Raw genomic sequence first — 15897 nt, forward strand, 5'->3', positions numbered from 1 at the left:
GGGCCCCTGCGTTCGCAGGGGCGACAAGTTGAGGGGTTCTCGCCTCTATTCCGTCGTCCCTGCGCACGCAGGGACGACACTGGTGATGCGGCAAAAGGGCCGCTATCAGTCACACCCCTTCCGCGACCACCATGTAGTTCACGTCCATGTCGGACGAGATACTCCATCGGTCGGCGAGCGGGTTATAGACCACGCCGGCCTGCTCGGTGATGGTGAGGCGGTTGTTGGCGAGGTGCCGCGCGAGTTCGTCCGGCGTGACGAACTTGTCCCATTGATGGGTGCCGCGCGGCAGCCAGCGCAGCACATACTCGGCGCCGACGATCGCAAGCGCAAAGCTCTTCCAGTTGCGGTTCAGTGTCGAGACCACCATCATCCCGCCCGGCTTGACCATCGCCGCGCAGCGGGCGAGGAACGCGCCGACATCGGTGACATGCTCGATCACTTCCATCGCCAGCACGACGTCGAACCGCTCGCGATGGTCCATCTGCTCGACGGTAGTGCAGCGATAATCGATCGATAGATGCCCCTTGTCGGCGTGTAGCTTGGCAGCCGCAATATTGGTCGCGGACGGATCGATCCCGATCACCTGCGCGCCCAGCCGCGTCAAAGGCTCGCACAACAGGCCAGCGCCGCAACCGATATCGAGGATGCGCAGGCCCGAGAGGCAACTCAGGCTCCTGGCGTTACGCTCAAACTTGCGGCAGGCGGCGTCGCGGATATAGGCGAGCCGCAGCGGGTTGATCTTGTGCAGCGGGGCCATCTTGCCTTTGGGGTCCCACCACTCCTCCGACAATTTCGAGAATTTAGCGACTTCAGCCGGATCGACCGTGCTGCCAGTGGCGGAGAAACCGCCAGATGAATTTTGCTGCATGGCCATGATTTACGTACCGGCCGGTCGTGCCGTGATGGCATTGCGAAACGCCAGCGGCGAAGCAATGGTGTCGAGGGTCTTGCCGCCCTCGCCGACCCCCGAGACCGTTACGTCGCCGTAGTTGAGGATGCGGCCGAGAATGCTCTGGTTGACGTCGACGCTCTCGACCTTGTCCACACTCATCTCGAACGTCTGCCGCTGAACAAAGCCGGTCTTGTGCACGACACGGAAATTGGTGACGTCGGTCTCGGTGGTCCATCGATGGAACCAGGCGGTGACAGTTTTGTACAACGCGAAGAGCGCCGCGAGGCCCGCCATGGCCAGGCAGAGCAGCACCGGCACGTCGCCCTCGATCATCCGGGACAACACCAGAAACGCGATCGCCACGATCCAGGCAGCTATCGCCGGCAAAAAGAAGATCCAGTGCGCATTGGTCGAATACAGCACCCTCTCGCCGGGCTGCAGGATATCATCGATATAACGCCCCATACGCTCGTCCTGAATTAACCCGTCACCACAGCAATTCGCGCCATTTTGGGTCGAAAACGGAACCGGGGGTGCTTGCCCCGGACCGCGTCGCTATGTATACGCCGCTTTCGGCCCGGGCGCTCCACTTTCCGTTCGGGTCACCTAACTTATCCTCACAGGGAATGCACGCGTCGTCATGGGCCGCCTCGTGATGAAATTCGGCGGCACGTCCGTCGCCAACATCGACCGAATCCGCAACGTCGCGCGTCACGTCAAGCGCGAAGTCGACGCCGGGCATAACGTCGCCGTCGTGGTGTCGGCCATGGCCGGCAAGACCAACGAGTTGGTCGGCTGGTGCGGCGACGCCTCGCCGCTGCATGATGCGCGCGAATATGACGCCGTGGTGGCATCCGGCGAACAGGTGACCTCGGGCCTGCTCGCGATCGTGTTGCAGGGCATGGGCATCCAGGCCCGCTCCTGGCAGGGCTGGCAGATCCCGATCAAGACCTCCGACGCCCACGCCTCGGCGCGGATTCTCGAGATCGACGGCAGCGAGATCAGCGCTCGCTTCAAGGATCGCCAGGAGGTCGCCGTCATTGCCGGCTTCCAGGGCATCAACCCGCAGACCAACCGGATCACCACGCTCGGGCGCGGCGGCTCGGATACCTCGGCGGTGGCGATCGCCGCCGCCATCCGGGCGGACCGCTGCGATATCTATACCGACGTCGATGGCGTCTACACCACCGATCCGCGGGTGGTTCCCAAGGCGCGGCGGCTCGACAAGATCGCCTTCGAGGACATGCTGGAACTGGCTTCGCAGGGCGCCAAGGTCCTGCAGGTGCGCTCGGTGGAACTCGGCATGGTGCACAACATGCCTGTGTTCGTTCGTTCCAGCTTCGACAAGCCAGAGGATATCGACCCGCACGGCACCCCGCCGGGCACGCTGATCTGCAGCGAGGAGGAAATCATGGAAAGCCACGTCGTCACCGGCATCGCCTTTTCCAAGGACGAAGCCCAGATTTCCGTGCGCCAGATCGAGGACAAGCCGGGCGTTGCGGCGGCGATCTTCGGCCCGCTCGCGGAAGCCAACATCAATGTCGACATGATCGTCCAGAACGTCTCCGAGGACGGCAAGACCACCGATCTCACCTTCACCGTGCCGGCCTCCGATTATACCCGCGCCCGCGACACCATCACTTCGGCCAAGGCCAAGATCGGCTATGCCCGGCTCGACACCGCCACCGACGTGGCCAAGGTTTCGGTGATCGGCAGCGGCATGCGCAGCCACGCCGGCGTCGCCGCGCAGGCATTCACCGCGCTGGCCGGGCGCAACATCAACATCCGCGCCATCACCACCTCCGAGATCAAGTTTTCGGTGCTGATCGACGCCGCCTACACCGAACTTGCGGTCCGCACGCTGCACACGCTCTACGGGCTCGATCAGACTTAGAACGATTTTCTCTCAAACTTGGCGCATGGTCTGATCGCCAAACCGCTGCGGTTTGGCGGACCATGCGTTTCGCCGGCGCAGCATCGGCCCTGACACACACGTTATTGCTTCTGGCAGGCGTTTTGCTTGGCAAAGCAAGCCTCGATTGGCTATACGGCCTATGAGGTGCGTTGCCGCAAACTGCACCACAGGCGATCTCGATTCGGCCTGGATCGGTGGCCAGCGGCGGCGCCGAATGAATATAATTGTAGTGTTTCGTGCGTTTCACGCCAGCTACCGGCCACCCGGCGGGCTGGCCTCGCGGGGGGAGGATACCAGCACATGCGGAGCACGTCGGGAGGTCCCCGCGTCTTGCTGAGACGGCTCCGCGAAACCATGGCGGAGAAGGTCTCGGCGCAGGAACGCCTGGACAAGATCGTGGTGTTGATCGCGGCCAACATGGTGGCCGAGGTCTGCTCCTGCTATGTGCTGCGCATCGATAACACGCTCGAACTTTACGCCACCGAGGGTCTGAACCGCGACGCGGTGCACCGCACCGTGCTGAACGCGCATGAAGGCCTCGTCGGCCTCGTCGCCAGCGAGGCCAGCCCGCTCAACCTCTCGGACGCGCAAAGCCACCCGGCCTTCTCGTTCCGCCCGGAAACCGGCGAAGAAATCTACCATTCGTTCCTCGGCGTGCCGATCCTGCGCGCCGGCAACACCCTCGGCGTGCTGGTGGTGCAGAACCGCGCCAAGCGCACCTATGTTGAGGAAGAGGTCGAGGCGCTGCAGACCACCGCCATGGTGCTGGCGGAAATGATCGCCTCGGGCGAGCTGGCGGCGCTGGCGCAGCCCGGCGCGGAACCGGCGGCGCGGCATTCACTGCACAAGACCGGCGCGATCCTCTCCGACGGCATCGCGCTCGGCCATGTCGTGCTGCACGAGCCGCGCGTCGTCATCACCAACTACATCGCCGAAGACCTGCCGAAGGAAATCAAGAAACTGGATGCAGCGCTGACCAAGCTGCGCGCCGATCTCGACCGCATGCTGGAGCGCGGCGATGTCGCCGACGGCGGCGAGCACCGCGAGGTGCTGGAAGCCTACCGGATGTTTGCCAACGACCACGGCTGGTCGCACAAGCTGCATGAGGCGGTCGCTACCGGCCTTACCGCGGAAGCCGCGGTCGAGCGCGTGCAGTCCGACACGCGCGCGCGCATGCTGCGCTCGACCGATCCTTATCTGCGCGACCGCCTGCACGACCTGGAAGACCTCGGCCATCGCCTGATGCGGCAACTGGTCGGCCAGGATCACGCGCCCTCGCGCGAGCAGCTTCCCGAAAACGCCATTCTGATCGCGCGCGCGATGGGACCGGCGGCGCTGCTCGACTACGATCGCAAGCGGCTGCGCGGCCTGGTGCTGGAGGAAGGCACCGCGAATTCTCACGTCTCGATCGTGGCGCGCGCGCTCGGAATCCCTGCGGTCGGCGAAGTCCCGAACGCGCCCGGCATTGCCGACCCCGGCGATCCCATCATCGTCGACGGCACCTCGGGCTCGATCTATGTCCGCCCCTCGGCCGAGATCGAATCGGCCTATGCCGAGCGGGTGCGGTTTCGCGCGCGGCGGCAGGCGCAGTATGCCGCGCTGCGCGACAAACCCTGTGTGACCAAGGACGGCCAGCCGGTCGAACTGATGATCAACGCGGGCCTCGTCGTCGACCTGCCGCATATCGACGACACCGGCAGCGCCGGCATCGGGCTGTTCCGCACCGAGCTGCAGTTCATGGTCGGCCAGAGCCTGCCCCGCGCTTCCGACCAACTCGCGCTCTATCGCACCGTGCTGGACGCAGCCGGCTCCAAGCCGGTCACGTTCCGCACCCTCGATATTGGCGGCGACAAGGCGCTGCCCTATATGGAGACCGTGATCGAGGAAAACCCGGCGCTCGGCTGGCGCGCGATCCGGCTCGGGCTCGACCGTCCCGGACTGTTGCGCGGCCAGATTCGCGCGCTGCTGCGGGCCGGCGGCGGCCGGGCGCTGAAGATCATGTTTCCGATGATTTCGGAAGTCGCCGAATTCGACCAGGCCAAGGCCATCGTCGAGCGCGAACTGACCTACCTGCGCCAGCACGGCCACGCGCTGCCGGAACGTATCGACGTCGGCACCATGGTGGAAGTGCCGGCGCTGCTCTATCAACTCGACGAACTCTTGAAGAAGGTCGATTTCGTTTCGGTTGGATCGAACGACCTGTTCCAGTTCTTGTATGCGGTCGACCGCGGCAACGCAAAAGTTTCCGAACGGTTCGACACCATGTCGGTGCCGATCCTGCGCGCGCTGCGCGATATCGTGCGGAAGGCGCAAGCCGCGAAGAAGATGGCCTCGCTGTGCGGCGAGATGGCCTCAAAGCCGCTCGGCGCGCTGGCATTGATTGCGCTCGGCTATCGCTCGCTGTCGCTGTCGGCCACCGCGCACGGCCCGGTCAAGGCGATGATCCTCGACCTCGACGCCAAAAAGGCGGAAGCTGTCCTGATGCCGCTGCTCGACGCGCCGGCCGGCAGCGTCTCGATCCGGCAGAAGCTGACGGAATTCGCGGAAGCCGAGGGGCTGTCGTTGTAGCGAGGCTCTGCCCCGACAACGCCACCTTTCCGTATCCGCTGCCTGAGAAATACGCCATGTTGCCCGAAGCCAAACTCGATATCCTGCTCGCCCATCATGCCTCGCTCGAGGCCGAGTTGCTGGGCCAGGTGAATTCCGAAAAATACGTCCAGATCACGCGCGAGCTCGCCGAGCTCAATCCGCTGATCGATGCGGTCAAGGCGTATCGGACGGCGCGGGCCGAGATTGCGGGCGCCGAATCGCTGTTGGCTGATGCCGGCACCGATCATGAAATCCGCGGCATGGCCGAAGCCGAGCTCGAAACGCTGCAGGGGCGCGTCGCTGATCTCGAGCAGAAGATTCGCGTGGCGCTGCTGCCCAAGGACGCCATGGACGACCGCAACGTAATGCTGGAAATCCGCGCCGGCACCGGTGGCGACGAGGCCTCGCTGTTCGCCGGCGACCTGTTCCGCATGTATGAGCGGTTTGCCGCCTTGCAGGGCTGGAAGGTCGAGGTGATCTCGGCCTCGGAAGGTACCGTGGGCGGCTACAAGGAAATCATCGCCGAGGTGCAGGGCCGCGGCGCGTTCGCCAAGCTGAAATTCGAATCCGGCGTGCACCGCGTGCAGCGCGTGCCCGACACGGAAACGCAGGGACGGATTCACACCTCGGCTGCAACGGTAGCGGTGCTGCCCGAGGTCGAGGATGTCGATGTCGACATCAAGAATGAAGATCTGCGGATCGAAACCATGCGCGCGCAGGGCGCCGGCGGCCAGCACGTCAACAAGACTGAATCCGCGATCCGTATCACGCACATTCCGACCGGCATCGTGGTGATGATGCAGGACAGCCGCTCGCAGCACAAAAACCGCGCGTCCGCGATGAACATCCTGCGCTCGCGCATCTACGATGCCGAGCGCCAGCGCGCCGACGCCGCGCGCTCCGCCGACCGCAAGGAGAAGGTCGGCTCCGGCGACCGAAGCGAGCGCATCCGCACCTATAATTTCCCGCAGGGCCGCGTCACCGATCACCGCATCAACCTGACGCTCTACAAATTGCCGCAGGTGATTTCGGGCGAAGCGCTGGGCGAACTGATCGACGCGTTGACGACCGAGCACCAGGCCGCCCAGCTCGCCGCACAGGGCGCGGCAGCGTGAGGGCCATCCGCGTGTCGTCCCCGCGAACGCGGCGACCCATACGCCGCGGCCCCGCGATATGGGCGGTGGGAGTCAATACTTCCCGTAGCGACCTGTGGTTATGGGTCCCTGCTTTCGCAGGGACGACGGCGAGGTTGTGGCGCCTGCTGCACGAAGCGGATGCAGCATGAACGAATTCAGTGCGCAAACTGTCGAGACCGCGCGACGCCTACTCGCGGCGCGTTTCAAATCGGCCGTCATCGATTCCGCCGAGCTCGACGCGCGGCTTCTGGTCGGTCACGCGCTCGGTTTCGATCTGACCGGCTTGATCACGGCCGCGCAGCGCCAACTAACGCCGGACGAAACGGCTCACCTTGAGGAATTCGCCCGCCGACGTCTCGCAGGCGAGCCGGTCGCCCGCATCATCGGCGAGAAGGAGTTTTGGGGTCTGCCCTTACGGCTCTCGCCGGCAACGCTGGTGCCGCGGCCCGATACCGAGACGGTGGTCGAACTGGCGCTGGAATTGCTACGCGCCGGCGGCGATCTCGCTCGTCCGATGCGTATCGCCGATCTCGGCACCGGCACCGGCGCAATTCTTCTCGCGCTGTTGTCCGAATTACCGGCGGCCGAGGGATTCGGAACCGACATCTCCGAGGCGGCGCTGCAGACCGCTGCGGCCAATGCCGCCAGCGCCGGTCTCTCGGAGCGCGCGACGTTCATCGCCTGCGATTACGCGCGTGGACTATCCGGTTCATTCGATCTGATCGCTTCGAATCCGCCCTATATCCGCTCGGCGGATATCGGGGGCCTGGCGATAGAGGTGAGAAATCATGACCCGCTCGCCGCGCTTGATGGTGGTGCCGATGGGCTGGACGCCTACCGCGCGTTGATCCCCCAGGCGGCCGGCCTCCTCGCCCCGGGTGCAGCCTTGGTCGTGGAGGCCGGAGAGGGCCAAAGCGGCCCAATCCAGGCCCTGATGACGCGTGCAGGGTTAATGCCTGCAAAGGCGCCCAAGGCCGATCTGGCGGGCATTCCGAGGGCGGTCGCGGGCCACAAAATGGCCCGATAAAGTCCTTTTGGAACGCAAAAAAACCCCTTGGAATATTCCCCCGGAGCGACTACGTTCCGCTCACAACATCGGTCCAGGGTTGCTGGCCCCCGTAAGATCATGCGGATGAGGCCAGAGTTTCTCGAAACGAGAGCCCGCCGGGTGAAAGGTTCCAAACGCAGGTCGAATCGAGCGCAATAGCTGGAGCTGTGCTGCTCTCGACCGTAAAGCGAACGAAAGCCTGATATTGCGCTTGAAGACTTACGCAACAGCCAGTCACGCGAAGCCGTCATGCAAGACGGCTAGGCTGGCTTTGGCAGGCTGAATGATTTGATCCGGCGGGCGAATGTGCGCCGCCGATTGGGGAACGCGTCTTTGCTGAGCGCGAGGGTTGGCGAAATCGACGACATGAATTTGAACGGCATCGTGATCCGGTGCGCCTGGATGCGCGCCGAATCAGATCGGGCTACGACGGCAACTGCAAAACATCAGGGCTGGAATAAAGGCGAGACATGAGAAACGGTCAAAACAACAAGCGGATGCGTAACCGGAACCAAGGCAGTAACCGGAACGATGGCCGGCGCGGTCAGAACCCGATGACCCGGGTGTTCGAATCCAACGGGCCTGACATCAAGATCCGCGGCACCGCTTCGCACGTTGCGGAAAAATACGTTCAGCTAGCGCGCGACGCGCGCTCTTCCGGCGACCCCGTCGCGGCCGAGAATTACTACCAGCACGCCGAGCATTATTTCCGCCTGATCGCTGCTGCGCAGGAGCAATTCCGGCAGAACCAGCCGCAGCCACGCATCGACACCGAAATGCAGCCGACGGAAGACGGTGACGACGACGGCGAGAGTTTTTCGCATTTCGGCCAGGAGCCGGGCTTCGTCCCGCAGCAGCCGCAACCGTATATCCGCGACAACAATCCGCGCGAACGCGAACAGCGCGGCGACAACCCGCCCTATCAGCGCGACCAACAGCCGCGCGAACACCATCGCGAGCGCGAGCACCGTCCGCAGCCGCAGTATCAGCCGCAAGCCCAGCCGCAGCCGGTGATTGCCGATACCGGTGGCGTCGATCGCCTGCCCTCCTTCATCACCGGCCCGCAGCCGCAGGTGAACGGTGCGCCCGGCGGATATGAAGAGGGCCGCGGCGAGCGCGAGCGTTTCCCGCGCCGGCGCCGCCGGCCGCACGGCCCGCGCCCCGACAGCATGGCCGCGCCCGCCGCGCCAAGCGAAGACTTCAATCCGGGGAATGAGTAGGTAGTTCACCACTATCGTCGTCCCTGCGAACCCGACCGTGAGCGCAATTGCGCTCATCGCGGCGCCGCGGCCTTCGTTTGAGGCATGCGGGGGACGATCCTTTTAAACAAATGCTGGCGGTGGTTATGGGTCCCTGCGTTCGCATGCGTTCGCAGGGACGACGAACGGATAGATTACGCCCTGTCCCGCGTTGCCGTCGATGACGGCACCAGTGCCGGCTCCAGCGACGGAATCAGCCGCGCACGTTCGCGGCCCGCGGGGATCGCGCGATAGACCTGTTTGGTCGCTTCCACGATATGGACGCCGGCGAACGGCAGCGACAGCGCGGCGCCGACACGCTCCCACGCCATCGCCGAGCGCAGAAACCAGCTATTGCCGACCGGCGGCAGAAACAGCGCCTCGCCCCACGCCGCGGGCGTGAACCAGGTCTGCCGCAGCAATTGCGTGATCTGCGCGCGCGAATAGGGCCGGCCGTGACCGAACGGCGTATTGTCGGTGCGCGTCCACACGCCCCGCCGGTTCGGGATCACCGCAATCAGCCGGCCGGACGGCGCCAGCACCCGCCACACCTCGCGCAACAGGCGCTCCGGATCGTCCGACATTTCCAGCGCGTGAACCAGCAGGATCCGATCCACCGCGGCGTCCGGCAGCGGCATCGAGAATTCATCGATCAGAGATGCCAGCGCCGGCCGCCCGGTCGGCCATTTCAGGACGCCCTGCGCCGCCGGCATGAAGGCGATGCAGCGCTCCGAATCTTCGCGAAACAGCCCGAGATAGGGCGTCGGATAGCCGAGCCCGAGCACGCGCTGCCCCGCCGCATCGGGCCAGCGCGCCCGAATGCCGCGGTTGATCAACTGCCGCGCCACGATGCCAAGGCGTTGCGAATAGAAATCCCGGAGATCGATGACGTCGATAGTCATGGGGGCAATCTACCACACCGTGTTTCATTGCGGCGCGCCGAAAATGGCATTGCCGCGCAAGCGTTAACGCCATATTTCTTGCGGATTAATTGGCTGGAAGCCTTACCCACGGAGCTGTCATGGCCGCGGAAATTCGTACCTTCACCTGCCTCAACGACAATTTCGGCTATTTGATCCATGATCCCGCGACCAAGGCCACCGCATCGATCGACGCGCCGGAGGCCGCCCCGATCATCAAGGCGCTGGAGCGCGAAGGCTGGACGCTGACGGATATTCTCGTCACTCATCACCATCACGACCATGTCGGCGGCATTGCCGAGCTGAAGCAGAAATATAATTGCCGCGTCGTTGCACCGCACGACAAGTCCACCAAGATTGCCAATGTCGACCTGCGCACTGCCCACGGCGACGTAGTCAAGGTGGGAAGCCTGCTGGCCCGGGTGCTGGAAACGCCGGGGCACACGCTCGATCATATCTCCTACGTGTTCGATACCGAAAAGGCGGTGTTTGCCGCCGACACGCTGTTCTCGATCGGTTGCGGCCGAGTGTTCGAGGGCAATTATCCGATGATGTGGGATTCCCTGTTGAGGCTCCGAGCGCTGCCGGACAATTTCAAGCTCTATTGCGGCCATGAATATACTGCCGCCAACGTCAAATTCGCGCTCACGGTCGACGGCGACAATCCGGCGCTGAAGGCGCGCGCCGAGGAAGTCACGCGGCTGCGCGCGGAGAACAAGCCGACGATCCCGGTGCTGTTGGGCGAGGAGAAAAAAGCCAACGTGTTTCTGCGCGCCGACGAGCCTGAGGTGGCGGCCAAGCTGCACATGAAGGGCGCCAGCGCCGCCGAAGTTTTCGGCGAGTTGCGCGAACGCAAGAACAAGTCCTGATGGCGCTGCCAATACAAGCCGCCGAGATCATCGCGCGGCTCGACCTGAAGCCGCATCCCGAAGGCGGGCATTATCGCGAGACGTTTCGCGATGAAAGCGTGGATGCCGATGGGCGTTCACGATCGACCGCGATCTATTTCCTGCTGGCGCGCGGCGAGCGCTCGCATTGGCATCGCATCGATGCCGTCGAGATCTGGCATTATTACGCGGGCGCAGCGCTGACGCTGCAGATCGCCGATGACAAAGGCCAGCGCAGCGTCAGGCTTGGGCCTGATCTCGTTGGCGGCGAGGTTCCGCAAGCCGTCGTGCCTCCGCACACCTGGCAATCTGCTGAAAGCACCGGCGACTGGACGCTGGTCGGATGCACCGTCGCCCCCGGATTCGAGTTTGCGAAGTTTGAGCTGGCAACACCGGACTGGTTCCCTGCACGGTGAGGTGTGCCGGGTCGCGCGAATAGCCACGCGGCTTTCCCAACAAACAGCTGCTGGAACGCTGGCCGGGCGACGATGTTGGTAGCGAAAGCCGCTCGCGGGCGAGCCGCGGCCCGATCCGGTATCCGGCGTGCCAGAGAACGGATGCCCACGCTGCGCGCCGTCCCCGGTTGCCTGACGGAAGCCGCTCCGATGATCATTCGATTCCTGGCGATTATTCTCACTGGCCTTGCCGTCATCGCTCCGGCCGCGCATCTCTTCGAACTGCGTCACAAGATGCAGATGTCCGAGCAGGACTACTTCGTGGTCCAGCGTATCTATGTCGGCTGGTGGGTAGTCGGCCTGTTCTTGCCGGCGTCGTTGATCGCCAATCTGGCTCTCGCGGTCGAAGTCAGAGATGACAAACTGGCGCTTTGGCTTGCGGTGGCCGCAAGCGCTCTCATCATTGTCAATCTGGCAATTTTCCTGATCTGCACCAATCCGGTCAACGTCGCCACCGACAACTGGACTGTGAAACCTAAGGACTGGCAAACCTCGCGCCGGCACTGGGAATATTCCCACGCCGTCAATGCGGGCGTGACGTTGCTGGCGTTTTGTGCCGCGACGCTTGCTTCCTTGCGCATGAAAGCGTGACAGACTAACGCACGCACCGAGCCCTTACTTCCGCCGCATCATATCCTTCGCCGCCATCAGTCTTCGTAGGATGGGTGGAGCGAAGCGATACCCATCAACGGAAGCATGCCGAAGCATGATGGGTTTCGCTTCGCTCTACCCATCCTACATCTTTCTCAGCACCATATCCTTCGCCGCGATCAGGCCACCGCCGGCGATCAGGATCGCGGCAATGGCAATCGTGGCGGTCGGCTGCGCGAAGCCGGCGAGGATCAGAAACAAGGTCGATAGCAGCGGCGTCGCGTAGGACGCTGCTCCGAGCACGCGGATATCGCCGCGCTTCATGCCGATATCCCAGACGAAGAACGCTGCACCGACAGGGCCGACGCCGAGCGCGATGACGGCAAGCCACTGCCCGATCGTTTCCGGCCAGACTGTCTTTTCCACCATGGCATGGACGAGGGCGGCCAGCAGCGCGGTGGCCAGGCAGAAGCCGGCCACCGCATCGGTCGGCACCGCCTTGAGCTTGCGCGACATCACCGAATAGGCGGCCCACACAAAGTCGGCGACGAAGGCCGCAGCCAGCCCTGGGATCTGGCCTGGCGCAAAGCTGCCGGTATTGCCGGCGAACAGCAGCACCGTGCCGACAAGCCCGAGCAACGCACCGATGATGTGATGTGGCGCCAGCCGCTCGCCCGGCAGCAGCGACGAGAACAGCACGATCAGGAGCGGCCAGAGATAGTTCAGCAAGCCGGCTTCGGCCGGCGGCGCAAACCGCAACGCGAGGAAATACAGCGCGTGATAGCCGAACAATCCGCCGACGCCGACGACCCAGGCGACCAGTGGCTGCTTCAAGGCGCCGAAAGCGGAGGGCCTGAACAGGAAACTTGCGAAAGCGACCAAAGCGCCGATCGCAAACGTCATGGCGGCGAGCTGGAAGGCCGGAATCTTCCCAGTCGCAACCGTCAGCACGGACAGCAGCGACCACATCAGGATCGCAGTCAGTCCGATCAGTGTGGCAGTGCGGGGAGTCATGGGGCTGTCATTGCGAGCGAAGCGAAGCAATCCATCTTTCTTGCCTGTATAGCTAAGATGGATTGCTTCGTCGCTATCGCTCCTCGGAATGACGAAAAGGAATCACACCAAGTACTGGCCGCCGTTGATCGTCATGGTCGAGCCGGTGATGCCGCTCGCCTCATCGGCAGCCAGGAACACCACCGCGCGGGCAATCTCTTCGGGCTCGCCGAGACGATTGATCGGGATCAGCGGCAGAATGCTCTTCTCAAGCACGTCCTTCGGCACCGCCTGCACCATCTCAGTGTTGATGTAGCCGGGGCAGATCGCGTTCACGGTCACGCCGGCCTTGGCATTCTCCAGAGCGAGCGCCTTGGTGAAGCCGATGTCTCCGGCCTTGGCGGCGGAATAGTTGACCTGGCCGAACTGTCCCTTCTGGCCGTTGATCGAGGAGATGTTGATGATGCGGCCGAATTTGCGGGCGCGCATGCCTTCGATCACCGGGCGCGTCATATTGAACAGCGACCCGAGATTGGTGTTGATGACCGCGTTCCATTGCTCGAGCGTCATCTTGTGGAAGGCGCCGTCCTTGGTGATGCCGGCATTGTTGACCAGCACGTCGATCGGCCCGAGATCGGCCTCGACCTTCTTGATGCCGTCGGCACAGGCGTCGAACGAGCTGACGTCCCATTTGTAGACGGGGATGCCGGTCTCGGATTTGAACTTCTCGGCGGCGGCATCATTGCCGGCGTAGCTCGCCGCGACCTTGTAGCCCGCAGCCTTTAGCGCCTTGCTGATCGCAGCGCCGATGCCCCGCGTACCACCCGTAACCAATGCAACACGTGCCATGTCGTAGTCCTCCTTGGTAATCGCTTAGTACGCCGGAATTGTCCCGGTCTTTTGACGAGTCTCGATCTTTTTGAAAGCGTTCTTGGAAACGCTCCCACAAGATGAAAATGCCCGGCGCGAGACCGGGCATTTCATCTTTACCAATTCGAGCCGCGGTTGCGAGATGATCTTTTCATCATTCAACCGCTCACTCTGCCTTTAGTTCAGTCGCGTGCAACGCACATCGCGATGCCCATGCCGCCGCCGATGCACAGCGTGGCGAGGCCCTTCTTGGCATCGCGCTTCTGCATCTCGTGCAACAGCGTCACCAGCACGCGCGCGCCGGACGCGCCGATCGGGTGACCGATCGCAATCGCGCCGCCGTTGACGTTGACCTTGGAGGTGTCCCAGCCGAGATCCTTGTTCACCGCACAGGCCTGCGCCGCGAACGCCTCGTTGGCCTCGATCAGGTCGAGGTCGCCGACGTTCCAGCCCGCCTTCTTCAGCGCAGTGCGGGACGCGGGGATCGGGCCAGTGCCCATGATCTTGGGATCGACGCCAGCCTGGCCCCAGGAGACGATGCGGGCGATCGGCTTCTTGCCCTGCCTAACCGCTTCCTTGGCGGTCATCAGCACCACGGCGGCGGCGCCGTCATTGATGCCCGAGGCGTTGCCGGCGGTCACGGTGCCGTCCTTCTCGAAGGCCGCGCGGAGCTTGCCCATCGCATCGAGGGTAGCACCATGGCGCGGATATTCGTCGGTGTCGACGACGAGGTCGCCCTTGCGGGTCTTGATGGTGACCGGCGTGATCTCGTCCTTGAACTTGCCGGCCTTCTGCGCGGCCTCGGCCTTGTTCTGCGAGGCAACGGCGAACTCGTCCTGCTGCGCGCGGGTGATCTGGTACTGCTTGGCAACGTTCTCGGCGGTATTACCCATGTGATAGCCGTTGAAGGCGTCCCACAGGCCGTCCCTGATCATGGTGTCGACCAGCTCCAGGCCGCCCATCTTCACGCCGCCACGCAGATATTGCGCATGCGGGGCCATGCTCATCGATTCCTGGCCGCCCGCGACCACGATCGAGGAATCGCCGTTCAGCAGCGCCTGGTAGCCGAGCGCGACCGAGCGCAGGCCCGAGCCGCAGAGCTGGTTGACGCCCCAGGCCGGGCTCTCTACCGGAATGCCCGCGTTGATCGAGGCCTGACGGGCCGGGTTCTGGCCCTGCGCCGCGGTCAGGATTTGCCCCATGATGACTTCGGAGACCTGGCCCGGCTCGACACCCGCCCGCTCCAGCGCGGCCTTGATGGCGATGGCGCCGAGGTCATGGGCCGGGGTGGTGGCGAACGCGCCGTTGAAGCTGCCGACCGGAGTGCGGGCGGCGCTGACGATGACGACATCGTCTGACATGGACATCTCCTTATGGGGTTTCTTGGGCTTAAGGTTGTTGGACGGCGGGCGGCCGGGGTGGCGTGCCTGTCTCTCGCCTTATGTTGTTAACCTCGTTGACCCATGTCAATCGGCCGGCGACCAAATTCCTGCCGCGGCGCATTCAAATTGATCCCCATGGGGGTTTCGGTAGCAGCGTCCATGCCTTGGAATTAACCGTGCCGCACAAAACGGTAGCCGAACCGCATTGAAAATGCTTACTTTGCTGCGCTTGCGTTGCTCGTCTGCCCGTCGGCGAAGCCGCCGGGTTCCCCGCTCTCGGTGTCGATGTGTGAGCTTATGGCAAAGTCAGACCAACCTACGACGATCAAGAAATACGCCAACCGGCGGCTCTATAATACCGGCACCAGCACCTATGTGACGCTCGAGGATCTCGCAGCGATGGTGAAGGAAGGCGAGGATTTTCTCGTCTACGACGCCAAAACCGGCGACGACATTACCCGCCAGGTGCTGGCGCAGATCATCTTCGAACAGGAAAACAAGGCCGGACAAAATCTGTTGCCCACCACTTTCCTGCGGCAGTTGATCCGCTTCTACGGCGACAGCATGCAATTGGTGGTGCCGAAATATCTGGAGCAGTCGATCGATACGTTGACGCGCGAGCAGGAAAAATTCCGCAAGCAGCTCACCAACACCTTCAGCGGCACGCCGTTCGCGCCGCTGGAAGAACATGTCCGCCGCAACATGGAATTGTTTCAGCAGACGTTCTCGATGTTCAAGCCGTTCGTGCCGCCGCGCGCCGGAGCGACCTCGCCCGAGCCTGAGAAGGTGCCGGAGCCGGCGACCGACGGAGACAATATCGACGATCTTCGCCGCCAGATGAAGGAAATGCAGGAACGCCTCGAGCGCATGTCGAAAGAGCCGAAGAAGGAAGAGTAGCTCTTCGTCGAACCTCTCTCTCCACTGTCGTCCCTGCGAACGCACTAGGGCATGCACAGATCTGGTGCGGCGGATTGACTC

General features: G+C 63.5%; 15 protein-coding genes. 9 read left to right on the forward strand and 6 right to left on the reverse strand.

Features of this window, described 5'->3' with window-relative positions:
• Window positions 1–109 precede the first annotated feature (109 nt).
• Both ubiG and KJQ96_RS36290 read right to left on the reverse strand, forming a co-directional pair.
• Window positions 110–877, reverse strand: coding sequence for a bifunctional 2-polyprenyl-6-hydroxyphenol methylase/3-demethylubiquinol 3-O-methyltransferase UbiG (gene ubiG / locus KJQ96_RS36285; protein WP_213290917.1), 768 nt, complete (start codon window positions 875–877; stop codon window positions 110–112).
• Window positions 878–880: 3 nt separating this feature from the next.
• Complete coding sequence (locus KJQ96_RS36290) at window positions 881–1360, reverse strand: PH domain-containing protein (protein WP_213290918.1); 480 nt, start codon at window positions 1358–1360, stop codon at window positions 881–883.
• A 175-nt stretch (window positions 1361–1535) separates the two neighbouring features.
• On the opposite strand from KJQ96_RS36290, the gene KJQ96_RS36295 reads away from it, so the two are divergent.
• From KJQ96_RS36295 to KJQ96_RS36315, 5 genes are all read left to right on the forward strand, one after another.
• On the forward strand, window positions 1536–2789 hold the full coding sequence (locus KJQ96_RS36295; protein ID WP_213290919.1) for an aspartate kinase: 1254 nt from the start codon (window positions 1536–1538) through the stop codon (window positions 2787–2789).
• A 321-nt stretch (window positions 2790–3110) separates the two neighbouring features.
• Window positions 3111–5378: a phosphoenolpyruvate--protein phosphotransferase gene (gene ptsP, locus KJQ96_RS36300; RefSeq protein WP_213290920.1), complete on the forward strand. Its 2268-nt coding sequence runs from the start codon at window positions 3111–3113 to the stop codon at window positions 5376–5378.
• A 56-nt stretch (window positions 5379–5434) separates the two neighbouring features.
• A complete protein-coding gene (gene prfA / locus KJQ96_RS36305) occupies window positions 5435–6514 on the forward strand; it encodes a peptide chain release factor 1 (protein WP_213290921.1) in 1080 nt (359 codons plus the stop codon).
• 166 nt (window positions 6515–6680) lie between these two features.
• Complete coding sequence (gene prmC, locus KJQ96_RS36310; RefSeq protein ID WP_213290922.1) at window positions 6681–7562, forward strand: peptide chain release factor N(5)-glutamine methyltransferase; 882 nt, start codon at window positions 6681–6683, stop codon at window positions 7560–7562.
• Between the two features lie 491 nt (window positions 7563–8053).
• A complete protein-coding gene (locus tag KJQ96_RS36315; RefSeq protein WP_213290923.1) occupies window positions 8054–8803 on the forward strand; it encodes a DUF4167 domain-containing protein in 750 nt (249 codons plus the stop codon).
• Window positions 8804–8976: 173 nt separating this feature from the next.
• On the opposite strand, the gene KJQ96_RS36320 is transcribed toward KJQ96_RS36315, so the two are convergent.
• A complete protein-coding gene (locus tag KJQ96_RS36320) occupies window positions 8977–9723 on the reverse strand; it encodes a methyltransferase domain-containing protein (protein WP_213290924.1) in 747 nt (248 codons plus the stop codon).
• Between the two features lie 119 nt (window positions 9724–9842).
• Between KJQ96_RS36320 and gloB the strand changes: the two genes are divergently transcribed.
• The 3 genes from gloB (at window position 9843) to KJQ96_RS36335 (ending at window position 11674) form a co-directional block, all read left to right on the forward strand.
• On the forward strand, window positions 9843–10610 hold the full coding sequence (gene gloB / locus KJQ96_RS36325; RefSeq protein ID WP_213290925.1) for a hydroxyacylglutathione hydrolase: 768 nt from the start codon (window positions 9843–9845) through the stop codon (window positions 10608–10610).
• Window positions 10610–11044, forward strand: a complete 435-nt coding sequence (locus KJQ96_RS36330) for a cupin domain-containing protein (protein ID WP_375293250.1) — start codon at window positions 10610–10612, stop codon at window positions 11042–11044. The genes gloB and KJQ96_RS36330 overlap by 1 nt, the downstream gene beginning before the upstream one ends.
• Window positions 11045–11233: 189 nt before the next feature.
• Window positions 11234–11674, forward strand: coding sequence for a hypothetical protein (locus tag KJQ96_RS36335; protein WP_249734965.1), 441 nt, complete (start codon window positions 11234–11236; stop codon window positions 11672–11674).
• A gap of 144 nt (window positions 11675–11818) precedes the next feature.
• Here the strand turns inward: KJQ96_RS36335 and KJQ96_RS36340 are convergent, their stop codons facing one another.
• From KJQ96_RS36340 to KJQ96_RS36350, 3 genes are all read right to left on the reverse strand, one after another.
• A complete protein-coding gene (locus KJQ96_RS36340; RefSeq protein ID WP_213290926.1) occupies window positions 11819–12688 on the reverse strand; it encodes a DMT family transporter in 870 nt (289 codons plus the stop codon).
• 102 nt (window positions 12689–12790) lie between these two features.
• The gene (gene phbB / locus KJQ96_RS36345; RefSeq protein ID WP_057844613.1) at window positions 12791–13516 is read right to left on the reverse strand and encodes an acetoacetyl-CoA reductase; all 726 of its coding nucleotides are present in this window, start codon (window positions 13514–13516) and stop codon (window positions 12791–12793) included.
• Between the two features lie 203 nt (window positions 13517–13719).
• Window positions 13720–14898, reverse strand: coding sequence for an acetyl-CoA C-acetyltransferase (locus tag KJQ96_RS36350; RefSeq protein WP_213290927.1), 1179 nt, complete (start codon window positions 14896–14898; stop codon window positions 13720–13722).
• Between the two features lie 318 nt (window positions 14899–15216).
• On the opposite strand from KJQ96_RS36350, the gene phaR reads away from it, so the two are divergent.
• A complete protein-coding gene (gene phaR, locus KJQ96_RS36355) occupies window positions 15217–15816 on the forward strand; it encodes a polyhydroxyalkanoate synthesis repressor PhaR (RefSeq protein WP_213290928.1) in 600 nt (199 codons plus the stop codon).
• The last annotated feature ends 81 nt before the right edge of the window (window positions 15817–15897 follow it).

The organism is Bradyrhizobium sp. sGM-13, from assembly GCF_018398875.1.
GTDB lineage: Bacteria > Pseudomonadota > Alphaproteobacteria > Rhizobiales > Xanthobacteraceae > Bradyrhizobium.

What these genes read in the sequence shown, in the direction of transcription:
- phaR (WP_213290928.1), top strand. Translation starts at nt 15,217, where the DNA reads ATGGCAAAGTCAGACCAACCTACGACGATCAAGAAATACGCCAACCGG.
- KJQ96_RS36340 (WP_213290926.1), bottom strand. Translation starts at nt 12,688, where the DNA reads ATGACTCCCCGCACTGCCACACTGATCGGACTGACTGCGATCCTGATG.
- KJQ96_RS36315 (WP_213290923.1), top strand. Translation starts at nt 8,054, where the DNA reads ATGAGAAACGGTCAAAACAACAAGCGGATGCGTAACCGGAACCAAGGC.
- prfA (WP_213290921.1), top strand. Translation starts at nt 5,435, where the DNA reads ATGTTGCCCGAAGCCAAACTCGATATCCTGCTCGCCCATCATGCCTCG.
- KJQ96_RS36320 (WP_213290924.1), bottom strand. Translation starts at nt 9,723, where the DNA reads ATGACTATCGACGTCATCGATCTCCGGGATTTCTATTCGCAACGCCTT.
- KJQ96_RS36295 (WP_213290919.1), top strand. Translation starts at nt 1,536, where the DNA reads ATGGGCCGCCTCGTGATGAAATTCGGCGGCACGTCCGTCGCCAACATC.
- ptsP (WP_213290920.1), top strand. Translation starts at nt 3,111, where the DNA reads ATGCGGAGCACGTCGGGAGGTCCCCGCGTCTTGCTGAGACGGCTCCGC.
- ubiG (WP_213290917.1), bottom strand. Translation starts at nt 877, where the DNA reads ATGGCCATGCAGCAAAATTCATCTGGCGGTTTCTCCGCCACTGGCAGC.
- gloB (WP_213290925.1), top strand. Translation starts at nt 9,843, where the DNA reads ATGGCCGCGGAAATTCGTACCTTCACCTGCCTCAACGACAATTTCGGC.
- KJQ96_RS36350 (WP_213290927.1), bottom strand. Translation starts at nt 14,898, where the DNA reads ATGTCAGACGATGTCGTCATCGTCAGCGCCGCCCGCACTCCGGTCGGC.
- prmC (WP_213290922.1), top strand. Translation starts at nt 6,681, where the DNA reads ATGAACGAATTCAGTGCGCAAACTGTCGAGACCGCGCGACGCCTACTC.
- KJQ96_RS36290 (WP_213290918.1), bottom strand. Translation starts at nt 1,360, where the DNA reads ATGGGGCGTTATATCGATGATATCCTGCAGCCCGGCGAGAGGGTGCTG.
- KJQ96_RS36335 (WP_249734965.1), top strand. Translation starts at nt 11,234, where the DNA reads ATGATCATTCGATTCCTGGCGATTATTCTCACTGGCCTTGCCGTCATC.
- KJQ96_RS36330 (WP_375293250.1), top strand. Translation starts at nt 10,610, where the DNA reads ATGGCGCTGCCAATACAAGCCGCCGAGATCATCGCGCGGCTCGACCTG.
- phbB (WP_057844613.1), bottom strand. Translation starts at nt 13,516, where the DNA reads ATGGCACGTGTTGCATTGGTTACGGGTGGTACGCGGGGCATCGGCGCT.